The sequence below is a fragment of the Falsiphaeobacter marinintestinus genome (genome assembly GCF_007923355.1).
GTDB classification, from domain to species: Bacteria; Pseudomonadota; Alphaproteobacteria; order Rhodobacterales; family Rhodobacteraceae; genus Phaeobacter_A; species Phaeobacter_A marinintestinus.
Map to the genome: position 1 here is coordinate 17,663 of NZ_VOGO01000012.1, position 16,410 is coordinate 34,072.

A 16,410-nucleotide genomic window follows, 5' to 3' on the forward strand; every position below is an offset into this window, starting at 1 on the left:
CACCACCCCGCCCCTAAAGGGGGGGCGGGGGTGGTGGGGCGTGCATCACCTGTTTGGCGTGGGGTGGGGCAACGATCTGGTCCCAATGCCCCCTTTTCGAGGCCGGGGGGGTGTCGCGGGGCGGGGTTATCTCTGCTCACTCACAGGGTCTGGGGGTGGAGCATGAAGGCATCCACCAAGGCAATCCGCTTCCTCGAAAGCCTGAAAGTCCCCGAGGGTCCGAACGCTGGGAAGCCGATCAAGCTGGCCCCGTTCCAGAAGCAATTTATCAAGGGCGCTCTGGCGGACGGGATCAACGTGGCGGCGCTGAGCATGGGGCGAGGTGGGGGCAAGTCCGCGCTGTCGGCTGGCATCGCCCTGGGTGCGGTCATGGGCGTCTGGGACGATCAGCCCCGGCGGGAAATCATCATCGCGGCCCGGACGCGCGACCAAGGGCGGATCGCGTTCAACTTCGTGACCGGGTTCATTGAGCACCTGGCCGAGGAAGAACAGGAAAGATTCACGATCCGGCGCAATCCCCGGCTCGAAATCGAGTATGGCGACGGGCACCTGATTAAGGTGATCGCGGCGGACGGCAAATCGGCTCTCGGGTCTGCGCCCACGCTGGTCCTGATGGACGAACGCGGCCACTGGCAGGCGGATCAGGGGGACGCGCTGGAACACGCGCTGCTGTCCGGTCTGGGCAAGCGGGCCGGTCGCGCCTTGATTATCTCGACCAGTGCGGCGGACGATGCGCACCCGTTCTCTGTCTGGCTCGATGAGGATCAGGAGGGCGTCTATCGTCAGGAGCACCGGCCCGCCCCCGGCCTTCCTGCGGACGATCTGGAATCGCTCAAGCAGGCGAACCCCGGCGCGGCGCATGGCATCGGGTCCAGCCTCGAATGGCTGCAAGGTCAGGCGCGGCGGGCGATTGCGCGGGGCGGGGCAACGCTCACGTCCTTCCGGCTCTACAACCGGAATGAGCGTGTCAGCGGCGAAACCCGCGACCTGCTGCTTACCGTGGACGAATGGCTGTCCTGCGAGACGGCGGACGTGCCGCCCCGGCAAGGTCAGGTGGTGGTCGGGATCGACCTGGGCGGATCGGCCAGCATGACGGCGGCGTCCTTCTACTGGCCCGAGACCGGGCGGCTTGAGGCTCTGGGCACCTTCCCCAGCAAGCCGTCGCTTCTGGATCGCGGCCAGAATGACGGGGTGTCCGGGCGGTATGTCGAGATGCAGGACCGGGGCGAACTCTCGACACTGGGCGATCAGACGGTGCCGGTGGCCCCGTGGTTGATGGAAGTCATGGCCCATATCGAGGGGGTGCCCGTCGCGGCGCTCACGATGGACCGATACAAGCAAGCCGAACTTGGCGAGGCAATCGACAAGGCGGGCATCCGTGCCCCGCTGGTCTGGCGCGGCCAAGGGTTCCGGGACGGCGGGGAAGACTGCGAACGGTTCCGGCGCGCGGCCTATGACGGCAAGGTGAAAACCGCTCCGTCGCTGCTGCTGCGATCCGCCTTCGCGGATGCGGTCTGCCTGCGCGACCCGGCGAACAATCTGAAACTGGCAAAGGCCCGATCCACGGGCCGGATCGACGCGGCTGCGGCAACCGTTCTGGCGGTCGCAGAGGGTGCCCGAATGATGGGCCGCCCCGCGTATAGAGGAGGTCGCATCGCATGGGGATGATTGAAACGGCATCGCGGATCATCGCGCGGTTCGGGCAGGCAGGCACCTTTGAGCGCCCCGGCCCGTCCGGTGGCGATCCGTGGAACCCGACGCCGGGGGAACCGACCTACCATGACGCCACGGTGGGCGTCGTAACCTATGACAACGAACACCGCGACGGAACGCTGATCCAGATGAATGACCTGCGGGTGCTGGTGTCGGTCGAGGGGCTGGACATTGCCCCGAACGTCTCCGACCGGCTGCACATCGGGTCCGCCGAATATTCCATCGTCAGGGTGTCCCCGCTGGGGCCTGACGGGGTGCCGCGCTTCTATGACTTGCAGGTGCGGCAATGAACCGGCGGCGCGAATATGCGCGGCACTCCGCGAAGGTCACGCGCGGCCAGCGGTGGAAGGCTCTGCGGATGCAGGCGCTCGACCGCGACGATTGGGCTTGCGTCCAATGCGGGGACCGGCGGCGGCTGGAAATCGACCATATCGAGCCGGTCAAGGATCGGCCCGACTTGGCCTATTCGCTGGCCAATCTCCAAACACTCTGCGGGCGGTGTCACGCCCGGAAGACGCGAATTGAGGTTGGCATGGGCCAGCCCAATCCCGCCCGCGAGGCGTGGAAACGACTGGTCCGCGAAACGGGCCGCAACCCTATCGAGCACGAAAGGAAATCAGATGCTTGATTCAGTAAAGATCGCACGGAGGCAAAGCGAAATCCGCCAGACCCTTTCCGGCATTGTCGGCAAGGATCAACCGACCGAGGACGAGACGCGCCAGATGGACGAACTCGACCGCGAATATCGGTCGAACGAAACCCGGTATCGCGCCGCGCTGATCGCGGAAGACGAGGAACGCCGGGAAGCCGGGGCCGATCTGGAAACCCGGTCGGATCGGGAATGGGCCGAGATCATGGCCGGTTTCGAGATGCGGCAGGTGGCCCTTGCCCTGGACGAGGGGCGCACCCTCGATGGCCGCACGGGTGAGATCGTCACCGAACTGCGGTCGCGCGGCGGCTATCGCGGGGTGCCGGTGCCGTGGGAGGCGCTGGAAATCCGAGCCGGTGAGACCGTCGCCAGCGGCACCCCGAACCCGCTGCGCACGGCTCCGATCATCGAAAGGCTGTTCGCCGGGTCCGTCGCGGCGCGCATGGGTGGCCAGATGGTCAACGTGGGCGTGGGTGAACAGGAATACCCCGTCGCCACTTCTGCCGTCACGGCGGGCTGGGCTGCATCCGAGACCGGCAACGTGACCGGTCCGAGCGCCTACACAACCGTGGACCGGCCCCTGAAACCGGATCACAACTTGGGTGTTCAGATGCGCATCACGCGCAAGACGCTCAAGCAATCCGGCACCGGGCTGGAACAGGCGGTGCGCCGGGACATGAACGGCGCGATCGAGGAAGCCCTTGACCGGGCCGTGTTCCTGGGCAGCGGATCGGCCGGCGAACCCACGGGCCTTTTCGCGGGTGCGTCCGCCTGGGGCATCAACGAGGAAGACGTTGCGGCGGCTCCGACCTGGGGCGCGTTCCGTTCCGAGGTGGTCAGCTTCATCACCGGCAACGCGGCCAGCGGCCCCGGCGACGTGCGCCTGCTGATCCGCCCGGAAATCTGGGACACGATGGACGCGGACATCTGGGACGCGGGCAGCGGGATCACCGAATGGGACCGGCTGACCAGCGCTCTGGGCAGCGTGACCATGAGCCACAACGCCTTGGCCGATCCGACCGGCTCGCCCGAGGCTACCAGTGCCGTGATGACGACCACGGCGGGCGGGGTGCCCCCGTTCTTCGTGGGCACCTGGGGCGCAATCGACCTGATCCGCGATCCGTATTCGGACGCGCAATCGGGCGGTCTGCGGCTGACCGCGCTGGCCACGATGGACGTGACCATTTCCCGCGCGGTGCAGACCCGCATCCTGACGGGGCTGCAATAATGCTCTGCGGCGGTCATGAAGGCGGCCTAGAGCTGCGCAAGCGGGCGTCGGGCGCATTGGCGCTTCATGGCCGCTTCCCCTACAACAAGCGCGCGGTCCTGTCCGATGGGGGCAGGACCGGGCGTCCCCGGAAAGAGGTGATTGCACCGCGGGCGTTCTCCTATCGGGTGGAGCGTCCCGAGGAAGACATTCACCTGCTGATCGGCCACAGCTATGACCGGCCCCTTGCATCGCGCGGGGCCGGGACGCTGGAACTGACGGACAGTGACGACGCGCTGTCCTTCGCGGCCACGATCACCGACGAAATGCAGGAGGTCAGCTATGTGCGCGACTTCCTAGCGGCGATGCGCGCGGGCCTGATTATCGGGATCAGCCCCGGTTTCCGCATCCCGCCGGAACGGGCGGTGCCGAACGCTGAGAAGGTCGAGGAAGAAGACCCGGCGGAAGGCATGGCCCTGATCCGCACGATCTTCGCGGCCTTGCTCTATGAACTGAGCGTCGTGACCCGGCCCGCCTATGACGAAACCCAAATTGAGGAACGGAACTGGAAGCCCGAGCCGCAAGCGCAGGTGTTCCTTTCCAGCCAGACGCGGGGGGCACTGAAATGGCGGTGACACTGAAAGAGGTCGAGGAAACCCCGGCCAGCTATCCCGCGTCACCCGGCAGTCTTTCGACGGCTGCGGCGGCGCTCAATGCGGATGCGATCTGGCAGCGGCTGGAAGCCTATTGCCGGGTGCGCTGGACCACGCGCGAAATCGTCTGGACGGTCGAGGGGGAAGGCGCATGGGAAGCCCCCTTGTCGCCTGCCACGCTGAACACGGTCGAGGTCTGGGAAGGCGGCGCATGGGCCGAATGCACCCCGGCGGCGTCCCCTTGGGGCGGCTATGACCTTCCCGGTGACGGGCCGTATCGGATCACGGCGGACGTGGGAGGCGGTGACGTGCCTGCGGCTGTCATGGAAGCGTTCCGGCGGTTGGCCGAATACTTGGCGGACGAGACCGACCGCGCGGGCGTGGCCAGCTACAGCGTGAACATGGGCGGGGCAATCGAGGAAAGCTATGACCGTAACCCCGCGTGGATGGGTCGAGCACTGGAATACAGCGGGGCGGCGGACCTTCTGCGCCCCTACAAACGGAGGGCCTGAGATGGGTATTCTCGACTTGTTCAAGCGGCGGGCCGAACCTGCCGAAACCCGGTCCAGCGGATCGGGATACACTGCCGCGATCATGGCGGCGCGCGAGGCGTATATCTCGGGCGCGTCCGGGCTGGCCGAACTGACTTCCACGGCGCAGGCGGCGGTCACGCTCTGGGAGGGCGGCTTGGGGCTGGCGGACGTAGAAGGCACCGACCTGCTGGACCAGCGGTCCCTGACGCTTGCGGCCCGGTCCCTGGCGCTGCGGGGGGAGGCGCTGTTCCTGATCCGCGAGACGGGCCTTGTCCCGTGCTCCGATTGGGATCTGCGCACCCGCGACGGCAAGCCCACGGCCTACCGGGTGTCCGTCTCCGAGGCGGGCGGCGGGCGCTCCGAAACCGCGCTGTCTGCGGAGGTGCTGCACTTTCGGATCGGCTGCGACGTGGCCGCGCCCTACTACGGCACGGCCCCGCTCAAGCGGTCGCAGTTGACGGCTGGCCTGCTGAACGCGGTCGAGAAGGCGCTTGCCGAGGTCTATGAAACCGCCCCGCTGGCCAGCATGATCGTGCCCTTTCCCGAGGCTCCGCAAACTGACTTGGAACAGATGGCGCGGGGCTTCCGGGGAAACCGGGGCAAGGTGCTGATCCGGGAATCGGTCAACGTCGCGGCGGCGGGCGGGCCTGCCCCGGTGCAGGACTGGAAGCCGCACGACCTGTCCCCCGACCTGTCCAAGAGCATGACGCGCGAGACGCTGGCTGCGGCGCGGGATGGCATCAACATGGCGTTCGGTATCCTGCCGGGTCTGACGGCACCGGCCACGACCGGGCCGCTGGTCAGAGAGGCGCAACGCCACCTCGCCCAATGGGTGCTGCAACCCATCGCTACCATGATCGCGGAGGAAGCATCCGAGAAATTCGGACTGGCCATAAAAATGGACGTGATGCGGCCCCTACAAGCCTTCGACGCTGGCGGACGGGCACGGGCGCTTGGCGCGGTGGTGCAGACCTTGGCCCTGGCGAAAGAGGTGGGCGTTGATCCGTCCGACGCGCTGCGGCTGGTAGATTGGGGACAACGCTAATCGCCTGAGGCGGGCCGCACCTATTATTCGTAGTGCGGCCCGTCTACCTCCACGCCTTCTAGGGAAAGGTCTTTCTGCGTCATCACGAGGTCAAACCTCTTGAAGAATGAAAAGAACTTTGCCGCCGTCATCGAAACTTCTACTGCCCTGACGATACGCGAGGGATCATCAAAGCTACCCTCTTGCAGGTAGATGACGACACCGGGGGTTTCGATTTCAGCCCCGTGGTTTCCGCCGAAAGCGATTCGATAACCAATCACTCGCTCTGTATCGTTTGCAATGCCTTCTTCGATCAGGAAGTCGCGCATCGAAATTTCGTCGGCTCTGTCTGCTGCGACCGTGCCCTTGAAGTCATTGTATTGAACGCCAGCATTGAAAATCGACATGGAATCCCTCTCAAGTTGTCTTCGACCACCTATCACACGGCGGCGCGCTATTCGAGATCACTTTCCCGCACGTCCAGTCGGGCAATGTCGAAAGTCGGGACTTCATCCGAGGAACGGTGCCCTTCCACGTATTTCTTCCAGTTGTCAGAGGAATACGGGCTGGTCGCGGGCTCGCACTCGATCATGATTTCATGGACGGTTCCAGCCTTGGGTTGCTCGGTCGAGAAGCCGCCGGTTTCCGGGTGGTCGAGCCGCCACCAGATTTCGCGGACGATCATGTCTTCGCCCCACGGGCGCGGCTTGTCCGGGCGCTGAACCGAAATGTAGTCGCCCTTGCGCGGCAAGGTAGGGAGGCTGAAATCAAGCGAGTAGTCCGGATTCGTTCGTCCCGGTTCGCGGATGACGATGCAAACCTTGATCATGTGTTCTGTCCTTCTGTCTGATGGCGTCTCTGCTTCTTAACGTATGCCATGCATTAAGGCTAGACAACCCGCTTAATGCATGGCATACGGAAAGACATGAAGCACAAGGCGTTCACTGAAATCGTCGCTCATTCGACGCAGATTCCCGAAAAGACCGTAGGTGTCTACGTTCGGTTCCTGAAGGCTGCGGGTCTGCTGACTTCGGGCGCTAGGGGTGTGAATGCCCCAGAGATGACCACGCGCGACCTTGCCCGCATACTGATCGCCCTGTGCTCGACCGACCGTCCGTCCGATGCGGTCGAGGCGGTCAACTGGTATCGTGAACTCCCCTGCGCCAAGGGCGGCACGATCACCACGGGGAAACACCCCGTAGACCGCACCGGCAAAGTGTCGGAACCCATCGAACTGTTCACGGTCGATGCTGGCGACCCGCTGGAAGCGATCATGGAAGGCGTGTTCGGCGCGCCGCCGATCATCATCACGCTTCTCGGGATGAACTTTGAAATCATCGAACCGAACCGCGTTGCGATCCTGACGCTTGGCGATACCGCCCTGCACTTCACGAACCCGGAATATCTGGAAGAGCGCGGCAAGGACGGGGGGCTGTCGCGCGGCATCAAGACGGCGCGAAGCCTCACCGACCACGCTCTGACCGAGATGGCGTTGCCATTTGGGCTGGAACAGTCCGATGGCTCGACCTGGGAGGAAATGACGGCTGAGGAAGGGCGCGCGGCCAAGGTCGCGGCGCGTCACATCTTCGGGGTGAAGGACGATGGGGATGCCGATGGCTAGCGCGAGCCTGAATATCACCGTGACGGAAAAGCGGATGCTGAACCAGTCCGAGGCGGCTGGTTACACGGGCTTGCCGGTCAAGCATTTCAAGGCGACCTGCCCGGTGCAGCCGGTCGAGATGCGCCCCGGCTCAATCCTTTGGGACAAGCGCGACCTGGACCAGTGGATTGACGCAATGAAGGAAGGGGCTGAGATGGCAACGCAAGACGCCATTCTTGGCAAGCTGTAATGACGCGGATCAGGGTAAAGGGCTTCAAGATATTCGATGACCGGCACGGGAAACCGCGCTGCTATCATCGCGCCACGGGGCACAAGATCGACCTTGAAAAGACCCCGCTGGGATCGGCCGAGTTTTTCGCGGAATGCGCCCGCATTGCGGCCATTGCTGAGGCGAAGAAGGCGCAAGCCCCCAAGCCCGGAACGCTTGGCGGGCTGGTCAACGCCTATTTCCAGACTGAGCACTTTGGCAATTTGGCGGACGCGACGAAGCGCGACTATCGCAAGTGTGCTGACTTCCTGCAACCGATCCGCGACACGCCCGTGTCCGCGATCACGACGCCCCTTGTTTCTGGCATCCATGACAAGGCGGCGGGCAAGATCGGCTGGCGGCGGGCCAACATGGTGCGCACCTTCATGAGCCAAGTTTTCCGCTACGCTATTCCGAAAGGTTTGATCGACCGGGACTATGCGGCGGGCGTCATTCCCAAACCGCGCCCGAAAGATCGGCCCTATGCCAACCGGCCTTGGACGGTCGAGGAATGCGCCGTTGTGCTGGATCGGGCCGCGCCCCACGTCCGGGTGGCGGTCGCGCTGATTATGAACACCGGCCTTGATCCGTCCGATGCGCTCAAGCTGACCCGTCGCCAGATCGACGGCAACACGATCTGGGGCGTCCGGGGTAAGACTGGGCACGAGGTCGCCATTCCTATCGGCCCGACGCTGCAAAAGGCTCTGGACGCTGCACCGGGCCACGACGCGGTGACGATCCTTGCCACGTCCAGCGGGAAGCCCTGGACCTACAACGGCTTTTCGACGGTCTGGCACCGCTTCAAGAAGAAGTTGGAAGCGGAGGAAGCCGTGCAACCCGGTCTGACCCTCAAGGGGCTGCGGCATACCGTGGCCACGACGCTACGCGAGGCGGGGCTTGAGGAACGCCAGATTGCGGACCTGCTGGGGCAGAAAACCCCGTCGATGGCCCGCCACTATTCCCGGTCTGCCAACTTGGCGGACCGCAACCGGATCACGATGGAAACACTGGAAAAGGAGAACGAACGCCGATCAAAAGTTGTCAAACCCTTCAAGAAAACTGTCAAACCCTGAAAGGCTCAAGAATGAATATCGAGCAATATCAAGCGTTTGAATGGTGCCCGGGGGCGGAATCGAACCACCGACACGAGGATTTTCAATCCACTGCTCTACCCCTGAGCTACCCGGGCACGGGTCAGGCGCTAGCCTTTGGGTGGGGGCGTTCTAGGCGCATCGGGCGTGGGTGTCCAGAGGCTTTTTCGCACTCATGCCCTTAATGCAGGCGGGGCGGCGTGGGCTCTGTGGCTTCCTGAACCTTTTCAGCATCTTCGGGGTCATCCGATGGGACAGAATAGCGTTCGCCGAACCAGTTCCCGAGGTCAATATCAGCGCATCGCTTCGAGCAGAACGGGCGCCAGTCGGGCATGGTCGGCTTCTTGCAGATCGGGCAGCTCATGTCCGGTCGTCCGGCAGCGGTGCGCGGCCCCGTTTGCGTTGCAATTCAAAATGACCAAGCGGCGTCCACCCGGCCAGAACCGTCTCTTCGCTGTCCCCCCGAAACGCTGCTTTCACAACAGTTTCGAACCCGCGGCGGTCCTTTTTGGGCATCGGAGCCAGATCTAGCGTTATCTGTCCGCCAAGACCCCGCAGGCGCAATTGGCGAGGCAGATCCCGGGCCAGCGCCGTATTGGCCTTGAGACCGGCAGCCAGAGAGGTGTCCGGACCGGTATTGACGTCGACAGCGACAAGAGCGCGCGTCGGTTCGATATAGGCGAAGGCCCCGCCTGCAAGCGCCACCCGCGGGCTGCGTACTTCGTCCAGTGCGTCCAGGACGCCGCAGTCATCGAACCCGCCGGGGTCGGTGATCACATCTGCCGGATCGCTCCATTCCCGCCAGGCGAAAAGGTGCGGTGTATCGCCTTCGGTGAGAGTCTCGGCCGGGCCCTCGACGTCAGCCATCACATTGGCGGCCAGATCCAGCATGGTATCGACATCGGCTGCGATTTCATCATCGGGCGCGCCAGCGCAGGCTGATCGCAGGATCAGACCATAGCCCAGTGCTTCGGCCTGTTCGGTTTCGGCGGCCGACAGAATGCGGATGCGTTCTTCGTCGTCTTTGATCTGGCGGGACAAATTGATGCCAGGCGCTTCGGGCGTGACGATGGCATAGCGGCTTTTGAACAGCAGCTTACCGGTGACCGGGATGGCCTTGCCCGGCTCGGCAAAGCCTGTGACCTGTACCAGTAACGGTTGGCCGGCCGAAACACCTTTGATGTGCCGCAGGAAGGCGGTGCCATCGGGGGTGTCCAAAAACATCCCCCCCTGCCCTTTCATCGGGCGCTGCGCGATCGCGCGGTAGATCGTGCCCGGCGCCGGGCCGTCACTGCTGATCAGGAAATCGTCCAACCGACCGTCGACCATCAGCGCTGCGGCTTCACGGTCGCCGATGTGGTCAAGAATAATCTGTGTACCCTTCATGACGTCACCTGATACAGCGGATAGCCTGCGGCCTGCAACAATCCAGCTGTTTCCGACAACGGCAGACCGACAATTCCGGTGAAAGACCCGCTGATCCAGGGAATGAATGCACCGGCCGGGCCTTGTATTGCATAACCGCCCGCCTTGCCCTGCCAGTCGCCTGTGGACAGATAGAAATTCACTTCGGCATCGGACAGGGTCTTCATCTTGACCGAGCTCACGACATCCTTTTCCCACACCCGGTCACCGCGCCGAACAGCCACAGCTGTGATGACGCGATGGCGTCGACCGGACAAGGCAAACAGGAATTCCGCCGCTTCGGACGCATCTGCAGGTTTGCCCAGAATACGACGCCCCAGCGCAACCGTGGTATCGGCGCACAGGACAATGTCGTCGGCTTCGGCCTGAACGGCCCGCACTTTTTCCCGCGCGATCCGTTGGCAATACGGGCGCGGGATTTCGGCCTTGTGGGGGTCTTCATCGATATCGGGTGGACGCACGGCATCCGGCACCACACCAAGCTGAGCCAGCAGGTCCAGCCGCCGCGGGCTGCCCGATCCGAGGATAAACGCCATAAGCGGACGTTACTTGAAACGGTAGTTGATCCGGCCTTTGGTCAGATCATAGGGCGTCATTTCAACCTGAACACGGTCGCCTGCCAGAACGCGGATGCGGTTCTTGCGCATTTTTCCTGCCGTGTGTGCGATGATCTCATGGCCGTTTTCCAGCTCGACCCGAAACGTCGCATTAGGCAGGAGTTCCTTAACGACACCGGGAAATTCGAGCGTATCTTCCTTGGCCATGTTGTCTCCATCGTGGTTTCGCCTGCCATATGTGCAGGCCGTGCGCATAGATGGGCGCATTATTTCAGATTTTCAAGGGGGGCTGCCAGCAAAGACCGGCATATGTGGTCGAAAAATCAAGCCCAACGGGGGATATGGTCTGTTGCCGTCAGAGATCATGAATTCAATAGGGCAGCGGCGCCTGGGTTTTGTATGATTTTTCGGTACTCTTGCATGAGAATCAGATCATCATACCCAAGACCGGCTTGGTATTTGGATATCGCCAGACCGACCAACTGTTTGCGATACGCGCCGCTCACATGATCGCAGACCGCTGCGAAATGGGCGTGACTGATCGCTCACTTACCCTCGTCCGGCGCGCCCCAACGCTCGGTCAGCTTGTCCACAATCTGGTCGCGCGTTCTACGATAGGCGTCAAGCTTGGCGGCACGGTTTTCCCCGAACCCTGACGGATCCATGATCGGCCAGTACTCGACATCCAGATGATAAAAACGGCTCAACTCCAAGGCCCGCTGCCGACTCGCCGGGGATAGGGCGACAACAAGATCAAATGACGAAAGATCTTCGCCCAACTCTTCCATCTCACCGAAACTGCGGGATCGGTGGCGGCTTAATTCGACCCCGATTTCCTTGCAGACGGCAATACTGAACCCATCGATCTCCAGATCGTTGTTCACGCCAACAGACTGAACATATGCATCAAAGCCATAGAGCTTCTTCATGATGGCTTCGGCCATCGGAGACCGGATCGCATTGTGGTCGCAACAAAACAGAACGGATTGTGGCAGAGCGTCCACCACGTCAGCCCCCAAAATGCAGAACGCAGATCAACGTGAACAGACGCCGGGCGGTATCGGTGTCGATGTCTGCCTTGCCTTCCAAACGCTCTTGCAAAACCCGGCTGCCTTCGTTGTGAATCCCGCGCCGCGCCATGTCGATGGTTTCGATCTGGCTGGGCGGCATGGTTTTCACCGCATTGAAATAGCTTTCGCAGATCTGGAAGTAATCCTTCACGACCTGGCGAAACGGCCCCAGCGACAGATGAAATTCAGCCGCTTTCTGACTGTCTTCAGTCTCGACATCGAAAACCAACCGTTTCTCGCGGATCGACAGCTTGACCCGATACGGACCTTCCGGCACCAAACGGTCGTCGCGCTTGGGCAGATCAAAGCTGTTTTCTTCCAAAAGGTCGAAAATCGCGACTTTGCGTTCTTGTTCGATCTCGGGCGTCGGGGCGGGAAGCCCTGAATCATCCAGAGCGATATCCATGATATGTGACATCGGCGTTTTACCTGTTCAGATGGTCAAGACGGGCCCGAACCGACAGCCCATGCGCTTCCAGACTTTCCGATTGCGCAAGAGTTTCGGCAGAGGGGCCAATAGCACGCAGCGCGTCAGGAGTCATCCGCGCGAGTGTCGTCCGCTTCAAAAAGTCCATGACAGACAGCCCCGACGAAAACCGTGCCGACCGCGCGGTGGGCAATACGTGGTTCGGCCCGCCGACGTAATCGCCAATGGCTTCGGGGGTGTACTGGCCAAGAAAAATTGCGCCCGCATGGACGCACTTGTGTAACGTTGCATCCGGATCAGCCACGCAGATTTCCAGATGCTCGGGGGCGATCCGATTGGACAAGTCGGCGGCCTCGTCCAGATCTCGCACCGTGATCACGGCCCCGAAATCCTGCCAACTGACGGCTGCGATGTCGCGCCGTGCAAGCGTTTCCAAACGCTTTGCCACCGCTTCGGCCACCTTCTGGCCAAAAGCCTCGTTATCCGTGATCAGGATCGACTGGGCGCTTTGGTCGTGTTCGGCCTGGCTCATCAAATCCAGTGCCAGCCAATCCGGGTCGTTATCCTGATCGGCGATCACCAGAATTTCGGACGGGCCCGCAATCATGTCGATCCCGACCTTGCCAAACACCCGCCGTTTCGCGGCTGCAACAAACGCGTTGCCGGGGCCGGTGATCTTGTCGACCGGGGCAATTGTGTCTGTGCCATAGGCAAGTGCCGCGATCGCCTGAGCCCCACCGATGCGGTAAATCTCATCGACTCCGGCGATTTTCGCGGCCAGCAGCACAAGCGGATTGATCACCCCATCCGGTGTTGGCACGGCGACCACCAGCCGCTCGACGCCAGCGACCCTGGCGGGCACTGCGTTCATCAGAACCGATGATGGGTACGAGGCCAATCCACCAGGCACATAAAGACCAGCCGCCGAAACAGGTGTCCAGCGCCAGCCCAAGGTCGCCCCCTCAGAATCGGTCCACATCTGATCTTCCGGCATCTGACGGACGTGATAGGCGCGGATGCGGTCAGCGGCCAATTCCAAAGCCGCCCGCTCCGCATCCGGGACCGTTTTGATCGCCGCGCTGATTTCGTCAGACGAGATCGCCAACTGATCCGCGGTCAGTGTCATCCGGTCAAATTTTTCTGTCAGTTCCAGTACCGCAGCGTCGCCCCGGCGCTGAACCTCTGCAATGATCTCGGCCACCACGTCGTCAACATCCGGGCTGTCCTCGCGCTTGGCGGACAGAAGCGCCGTGAACCGGTCTTCAAAGTCGGCGGAACGGGTATCCAGAAACTGCGGCATCGGGCTCTCCTTACTTCCCGGTGACATAGCCGGGGCATCGCGAAGCCTCAAGGTTTATGAGATGCAATGCACGACACACACAACTTACACAGCCGACCGGTCCAGAAATTTGACATAATAATAGTCGTCCTGCGGCTCACCTTCGAAAATGATGGCGCGGGGCTGTGTCCCGAACCGCTCGAACCCGTTACGCTCGTAGAACCGGATGGCGCGGGCATTATCCGCAGCAACCGAAAGCTCTAGTTGCAAGGCGCCATGCGACGCGGCCTCACCCTCCAAAGCCTCAAGCAGAATCTGGGCCGCACCTGCGCCCTGATGGTCAGGGGTCACATAAAACCCACCGATCTCCATCCGATGGCGCGCCGCTGCATAGGCCATGGGAAGCAATGCAGCTTGACCAATCAGGTCACGGCCAGAAAACAAGCCGCGCCACGCCCGCTGCTCCAGCATTGCAATGTCAGCCGCCGAACTGCGGGCTCGCTGTTCCGCGCCAGTGGTCAGAAAAGCGGTCGGGAACCGATCCAGCGCCTCAATCCTCAGCGCGCGCCAGACGGGTTGATCCCCGGCCCCCAGCACACGTACGGACAAGGTCACGCTTCGTGCTTGGGCGTCTGGCGCGATGGTGCGATATACGGGCGTGTGACGTCTCTCAGAGAAACCTCAAGCGCCTCAACCGACAGGCGGATCGCGCCGTCACCGGCAAGCGTCAACAACACATATCCGGCGCCATCTTCGCCCTCTTCGAACGCCACTGACAACAGCGACAGGATCAGATCGCTGTCCTTCCGATCGATGCCCTGAGACGCCACGTTCAGCACGTTGTCAACGGCCAGCACCGACTGCACCCGTTCCACGTTGCGACCCCGTTGCCGCGCCGCGTCGGCATCTTCCCAGCGGAACCGGTTCAACAACAGCGCAAACCGCCGGTCTCCGGCGATCCAGCGCATTTCAGATACCGGAAACACCGCGTCCTGGATCAGCGTTGAGACGACCTGCAGATCGTCACCGTCCTCGGCCCCAAGATACAGGGGCGCCTCGCGGCCGTCCTCAAATGTTGCGTCTTGTGTCACTGGCTTTTGATCCGTTCGATTTTCGCGCCCACGGCCTGCAGTTTTTCTTCCACATGCTCGTATCCGCGGTCCAGATGATAGACCCGGTTGACGATGGTTTCACCTTCCGCAGCCAGACCGGCAAGAATCAGCGATACGCTGGCCCGCAGATCCGTTGCCATGACAGGCGCGCCTTTCAAACGCTCGACACCCGTCACCGTGGCCGTGCCGCCATGAACGTCAATATTCGCGCCCATGCGGGTCAGTTCCGGCGCGTGCATAAAGCGGTTTTCAAAGATCTTCTCTTCAAGAACACTGACGCCATCGGCCGTCGCCAGCAAGGCCATCATTTGCGCCTGCAAGTCGGTCGGAAAGCCGGGAAACGGCTCGGTCGTCACATCCACAGCGCGCACACGGTCATTTCTGCGCGACACTTTCAGACCATTTGGTGTTTCCTGAACGTCGATGCCGGCCGCATCCAGCTTTTCGCAAAACGTTCCAACCAGATCCAAACGACCGCCCAGCAGTTCGACCTCACCCCCACAAATCGCCGGGGCCAGCATATATGTGCCCAGTTCGATCCGGTCTGTGACAACCTGATGAGTGGCGCCATGCAACCGGTCGACCCCCTCTATGGTGATGGTCGAGGTCCCTTCACCCTCGATCTGGGCCCCCATCTTGCGCAGGCAATGAACCAAATCGACAATCTCGGGCTCTCGCGCCGCGTTCTTCAGGACCGTCGTGCCTTTGGCCAATGTGGCCGCCATCACCACGTTCTCGGTCGCCCCGACCGACGCAAACCGCATCTCGTGAACCGCGCCTTTCAGACCGCCCGGCGCTTCGGCATGCAAATATCCGTCCTTCAGTTCGATCTGCGCCCCAAGCGCTTCAAGCGCCTCAACATGCAAATCCATCGGGCGCGCGCCAATGGCACAACCGCCCGGCAGCGACACCACTGCCTTGCCCATGCGCGCCAGAAGCGGGCCAAGCACCAGGTTCGACGCGCGCATCTTACGCACGATCTCGTAATCCGCGGTATGGCTGTTCAGCCCGTGGCTGGTGAGCGCGATGACCTTGCCATCCTGCATCTCTGTCACCTCGGCGCCAACCGACTGCAGCAACATCGTCATGGTCTTGATGTCTGAAAGCCGCGGTGCATTGGTCAAGGTCAGCGGTTCATCGCTGAGCAATGTCACCGGCATCAATGCGAGACAGGCATTTTTTGCGCCTGCAATCGGGATCTGGCCGTGCAGCGGCCCGTTTCCCGTTACCAATATCGAATCCATAGTTACTAGTCCCCGGACTTGCCTGTTTTATCTGTTTCGCCCCCCGCACGTGCCTTCGCCTGCGCTTTGCGTCGGGAAAGGTTGGCCTTCAACTGGGCCTTAAGCCGATCTTCGCGGCTTTGTGCGGGTTTCTTGGTCTTATCTGCCATGTCTTTCTGTACATGAGGCGAAATGGGGCGTCCAGAATAACGCGGGTTCCCGGCTTAGGATCAGTGACCGTTGGCGCGCCAAGTGTCCCACTACGGCCACAACCCGCGTGCAGGACCGAGGATTCACCCGTCACAGGCCCGCCCCGCCTCGCCCCACGTCGAAACGTTTCACGGTCCCGGACCGGTCAATACACCGCGCACAGCCAGTGTTCTAAAAAATCATTCACAACGCCCTTGCATGGACCGGCAATAGCCTCTAATGACCCGCGCACGGCGCTGCTGTAGCTCAGAGGTAGAGCACTCCCTTGGTAAGGGAGAGGTCGAGAGTTCGATTCTCTCCAGCAGCACCACGGCATCTGCAAAAATCAATGTAATCTTTGATTACCTGCAATGCTCATCCTCCATTGCG

At 62.1% G+C, this 16,410-nt stretch carries 22 protein-coding genes and 2 tRNA genes; 11 read left to right on the forward strand and 13 right to left on the reverse strand.

Annotated elements, in window-relative coordinates; genetic code table 11:
• The first annotated feature begins 162 nt into the window (after nucleotides 1-162).
• The 7 genes from FOY56_RS19735 to FOY56_RS19765 are packed head-to-tail and all read left to right on the forward strand — an operon-like array spanning nucleotide 163 to nucleotide 5,800.
• Nucleotides 163-1,668 carry a terminase TerL endonuclease subunit gene (locus FOY56_RS19735; RefSeq protein ID WP_146347876.1) on the forward strand — a complete coding sequence of 502 codons (1,506 nt, stop codon included), beginning with the start codon at nucleotides 163-165 and terminating at the stop codon, nucleotides 1,666-1,668.
• A complete protein-coding gene (locus tag FOY56_RS19740) occupies nucleotides 1,659-2,003 on the forward strand; it encodes a hypothetical protein (protein ID WP_146347877.1) in 345 nt (114 codons plus the stop codon). Before FOY56_RS19735 ends, FOY56_RS19740 begins: the two co-directional genes overlap by 10 nt.
• Nucleotides 2,000-2,341 carry an HNH endonuclease gene (locus FOY56_RS19745; RefSeq protein ID WP_146347878.1) on the forward strand — a complete coding sequence of 114 codons (342 nt, stop codon included), beginning with the start codon at nucleotides 2,000-2,002 and terminating at the stop codon, nucleotides 2,339-2,341. The genes FOY56_RS19740 and FOY56_RS19745 overlap by 4 nt, the downstream gene beginning before the upstream one ends.
• Nucleotides 2,334-3,590 carry a phage major capsid protein gene (locus FOY56_RS19750; protein WP_146347879.1) on the forward strand — a complete coding sequence of 419 codons (1,257 nt, stop codon included), beginning with the start codon at nucleotides 2,334-2,336 and terminating at the stop codon, nucleotides 3,588-3,590. Before FOY56_RS19745 ends, FOY56_RS19750 begins: the two co-directional genes overlap by 8 nt.
• Nucleotides 3,590-4,204: an HK97 family phage prohead protease gene (locus FOY56_RS19755; RefSeq protein ID WP_146347880.1), complete on the forward strand. Its 615-nt coding sequence runs from the start codon at nucleotides 3,590-3,592 to the stop codon at nucleotides 4,202-4,204. The genes FOY56_RS19750 and FOY56_RS19755 overlap by 1 nt, the downstream gene beginning before the upstream one ends.
• Nucleotides 4,195-4,734 carry a hypothetical protein gene (locus FOY56_RS19760; RefSeq protein ID WP_146347881.1) on the forward strand — a complete coding sequence of 180 codons (540 nt, stop codon included), beginning with the start codon at nucleotides 4,195-4,197 and terminating at the stop codon, nucleotides 4,732-4,734. The genes FOY56_RS19755 and FOY56_RS19760 overlap by 10 nt, the downstream gene beginning before the upstream one ends.
• A gap of 1 nt (nucleotide 4,735) precedes the next feature.
• Entirely contained in the window at nucleotides 4,736-5,800 is a 1,065-nt protein-coding gene (locus FOY56_RS19765) for a phage portal protein (RefSeq protein ID WP_146347882.1), read from the forward strand.
• Between the two features lie 23 nt (nucleotides 5,801-5,823).
• Here FOY56_RS19765 and FOY56_RS19770 read toward each other — a convergent pair whose 3' ends face one another.
• Together FOY56_RS19770 and FOY56_RS19775 are read right to left on the reverse strand one after the other, a co-directional pair.
• Nucleotides 5,824-6,186, reverse strand: a complete 363-nt coding sequence (locus FOY56_RS19770) for a hypothetical protein (protein ID WP_146347883.1) — start codon at nucleotides 6,184-6,186, stop codon at nucleotides 5,824-5,826.
• A 47-nt stretch (nucleotides 6,187-6,233) separates the two neighbouring features.
• A complete protein-coding gene (locus tag FOY56_RS19775) occupies nucleotides 6,234-6,608 on the reverse strand; it encodes a hypothetical protein (protein WP_146347884.1) in 375 nt (124 codons plus the stop codon).
• Between the two features lie 96 nt (nucleotides 6,609-6,704).
• Between FOY56_RS19775 and FOY56_RS19780 the strand changes: the two genes are divergently transcribed.
• From FOY56_RS19780 to FOY56_RS19790, 3 genes are read left to right on the forward strand one after another with little or no spacing between them, the layout of a single operon-like run.
• Nucleotides 6,705-7,400, forward strand: a complete 696-nt coding sequence (locus FOY56_RS19780; RefSeq protein WP_146347885.1) for a hypothetical protein — start codon at nucleotides 6,705-6,707, stop codon at nucleotides 7,398-7,400.
• Entirely contained in the window at nucleotides 7,393-7,629 is a 237-nt protein-coding gene (locus FOY56_RS19785) for a hypothetical protein (protein ID WP_146347886.1), read from the forward strand. Before FOY56_RS19780 ends, FOY56_RS19785 begins: the two co-directional genes overlap by 8 nt.
• Complete coding sequence (locus FOY56_RS19790) at nucleotides 7,629-8,720, forward strand: tyrosine-type recombinase/integrase (RefSeq protein WP_146347887.1); 1,092 nt, start codon at nucleotides 7,629-7,631, stop codon at nucleotides 8,718-8,720. Before FOY56_RS19785 ends, FOY56_RS19790 begins: the two co-directional genes overlap by 1 nt.
• A gap of 41 nt (nucleotides 8,721-8,761) precedes the next feature.
• Here FOY56_RS19790 and FOY56_RS19795 read toward each other — a convergent pair.
• The 11 genes from FOY56_RS19795 to murA all read right to left on the reverse strand — a co-directional run bounded on the left by FOY56_RS19795 (nucleotide 8,762) and on the right by murA (nucleotide 15,852).
• Nucleotides 8,762-8,836 (reverse strand) — tRNA-Phe (locus FOY56_RS19795).
• 83 nt (nucleotides 8,837-8,919) lie between these two features.
• Entirely contained in the window at nucleotides 8,920-9,102 is a 183-nt protein-coding gene (locus tag FOY56_RS19800; protein ID WP_146347888.1) for a DNA gyrase inhibitor YacG, read from the reverse strand.
• Nucleotides 9,099-10,124 (reverse strand): ribonuclease E/G, encoded by a 1,026-nt coding sequence (locus FOY56_RS19805; RefSeq protein ID WP_146347889.1) that lies wholly within the window; start codon nucleotides 10,122-10,124, stop codon nucleotides 9,099-9,101. The genes FOY56_RS19800 and FOY56_RS19805 overlap by 4 nt, the downstream gene beginning before the upstream one ends.
• Nucleotides 10,121-10,699, reverse strand: coding sequence for a Maf family protein (locus FOY56_RS19810; protein WP_146347890.1), 579 nt, complete (start codon nucleotides 10,697-10,699; stop codon nucleotides 10,121-10,123). Before FOY56_RS19810 ends, FOY56_RS19805 begins: the two co-directional genes overlap by 4 nt.
• Nucleotides 10,700-10,708: 9 nt before the next feature.
• Nucleotides 10,709-10,927, reverse strand: a complete 219-nt coding sequence (gene infA / locus FOY56_RS19815; protein WP_005620785.1) for a translation initiation factor IF-1 — start codon at nucleotides 10,925-10,927, stop codon at nucleotides 10,709-10,711.
• 338 nt (nucleotides 10,928-11,265) lie between these two features.
• Entirely contained in the window at nucleotides 11,266-11,724 is a 459-nt protein-coding gene (locus FOY56_RS19820; protein WP_146347964.1) for an arsenate-mycothiol transferase ArsC, read from the reverse strand.
• Between the two features lie 4 nt (nucleotides 11,725-11,728).
• Entirely contained in the window at nucleotides 11,729-12,208 is a 480-nt protein-coding gene (locus tag FOY56_RS19825; protein ID WP_146347891.1) for a UPF0262 family protein, read from the reverse strand.
• A gap of 7 nt (nucleotides 12,209-12,215) precedes the next feature.
• On the reverse strand, nucleotides 12,216-13,517 hold the full coding sequence (gene hisD, locus FOY56_RS19830; RefSeq protein ID WP_146347892.1) for a histidinol dehydrogenase: 1,302 nt from the start codon (nucleotides 13,515-13,517) through the stop codon (nucleotides 12,216-12,218).
• A gap of 84 nt (nucleotides 13,518-13,601) precedes the next feature.
• Nucleotides 13,602-14,111 (reverse strand): GNAT family N-acetyltransferase, encoded by a 510-nt coding sequence (locus tag FOY56_RS19835; RefSeq protein ID WP_146347893.1) that lies wholly within the window; start codon nucleotides 14,109-14,111, stop codon nucleotides 13,602-13,604.
• Complete coding sequence (locus tag FOY56_RS19840) at nucleotides 14,108-14,587, reverse strand: DUF2948 family protein (RefSeq protein ID WP_146347894.1); 480 nt, start codon at nucleotides 14,585-14,587, stop codon at nucleotides 14,108-14,110. The genes FOY56_RS19835 and FOY56_RS19840 overlap by 4 nt, the downstream gene beginning before the upstream one ends.
• Nucleotides 14,584-15,852, reverse strand: a complete 1,269-nt coding sequence (murA, locus tag FOY56_RS19845) for a UDP-N-acetylglucosamine 1-carboxyvinyltransferase (RefSeq protein WP_146347895.1) — start codon at nucleotides 15,850-15,852, stop codon at nucleotides 14,584-14,586. The genes FOY56_RS19840 and murA overlap by 4 nt, the downstream gene beginning before the upstream one ends.
• Before the next feature lie 424 nt (nucleotides 15,853-16,276).
• Between murA and FOY56_RS19850 the strand changes: the two genes are divergently transcribed.
• A tRNA-Thr gene (locus FOY56_RS19850) sits at nucleotides 16,277-16,351 on the forward strand.
• Nucleotides 16,352-16,410: the final 59 nt, after the last annotated feature.

What these genes read in the sequence shown, in the direction of transcription:
- FOY56_RS19745 (WP_146347878.1), top strand. Translation starts at nt 2,000, where the DNA reads ATGAACCGGCGGCGCGAATATGCGCGGCACTCCGCGAAGGTCACGCGC.
- FOY56_RS19800 (WP_146347888.1), bottom strand. Translation starts at nt 9,102, where the DNA reads ATGAGCTGCCCGATCTGCAAGAAGCCGACCATGCCCGACTGGCGCCCG.
- FOY56_RS19790 (WP_146347887.1), top strand. Translation starts at nt 7,629, where the DNA reads ATGACGCGGATCAGGGTAAAGGGCTTCAAGATATTCGATGACCGGCAC.
- FOY56_RS19765 (WP_146347882.1), top strand. Translation starts at nt 4,736, where the DNA reads ATGGGTATTCTCGACTTGTTCAAGCGGCGGGCCGAACCTGCCGAAACC.
- FOY56_RS19810 (WP_146347890.1), bottom strand. Translation starts at nt 10,699, where the DNA reads ATGGCGTTTATCCTCGGATCGGGCAGCCCGCGGCGGCTGGACCTGCTG.
- FOY56_RS19805 (WP_146347889.1), bottom strand. Translation starts at nt 10,124, where the DNA reads ATGAAGGGTACACAGATTATTCTTGACCACATCGGCGACCGTGAAGCC.
- murA (WP_146347895.1), bottom strand. Translation starts at nt 15,852, where the DNA reads ATGGATTCGATATTGGTAACGGGAAACGGGCCGCTGCACGGCCAGATC.
- FOY56_RS19735 (WP_146347876.1), top strand. Translation starts at nt 163, where the DNA reads ATGAAGGCATCCACCAAGGCAATCCGCTTCCTCGAAAGCCTGAAAGTC.
- FOY56_RS19770 (WP_146347883.1), bottom strand. Translation starts at nt 6,186, where the DNA reads ATGTCGATTTTCAATGCTGGCGTTCAATACAATGACTTCAAGGGCACG.
- FOY56_RS19780 (WP_146347885.1), top strand. Translation starts at nt 6,705, where the DNA reads ATGAAGCACAAGGCGTTCACTGAAATCGTCGCTCATTCGACGCAGATT.
- FOY56_RS19740 (WP_146347877.1), top strand. Translation starts at nt 1,659, where the DNA reads ATGGGGATGATTGAAACGGCATCGCGGATCATCGCGCGGTTCGGGCAG.
- FOY56_RS19785 (WP_146347886.1), top strand. Translation starts at nt 7,393, where the DNA reads ATGGCTAGCGCGAGCCTGAATATCACCGTGACGGAAAAGCGGATGCTG.
- hisD (WP_146347892.1), bottom strand. Translation starts at nt 13,517, where the DNA reads ATGCCGCAGTTTCTGGATACCCGTTCCGCCGACTTTGAAGACCGGTTC.
- FOY56_RS19750 (WP_146347879.1), top strand. Translation starts at nt 2,334, where the DNA reads ATGCTTGATTCAGTAAAGATCGCACGGAGGCAAAGCGAAATCCGCCAG.
- FOY56_RS19775 (WP_146347884.1), bottom strand. Translation starts at nt 6,608, where the DNA reads ATGATCAAGGTTTGCATCGTCATCCGCGAACCGGGACGAACGAATCCG.
- FOY56_RS19755 (WP_146347880.1), top strand. Translation starts at nt 3,590, where the DNA reads ATGCTCTGCGGCGGTCATGAAGGCGGCCTAGAGCTGCGCAAGCGGGCG.
- FOY56_RS19760 (WP_146347881.1), top strand. Translation starts at nt 4,195, where the DNA reads ATGGCGGTGACACTGAAAGAGGTCGAGGAAACCCCGGCCAGCTATCCC.
- infA (WP_005620785.1), bottom strand. Translation starts at nt 10,927, where the DNA reads ATGGCCAAGGAAGATACGCTCGAATTTCCCGGTGTCGTTAAGGAACTC.
- FOY56_RS19825 (WP_146347891.1), bottom strand. Translation starts at nt 12,208, where the DNA reads ATGTCACATATCATGGATATCGCTCTGGATGATTCAGGGCTTCCCGCC.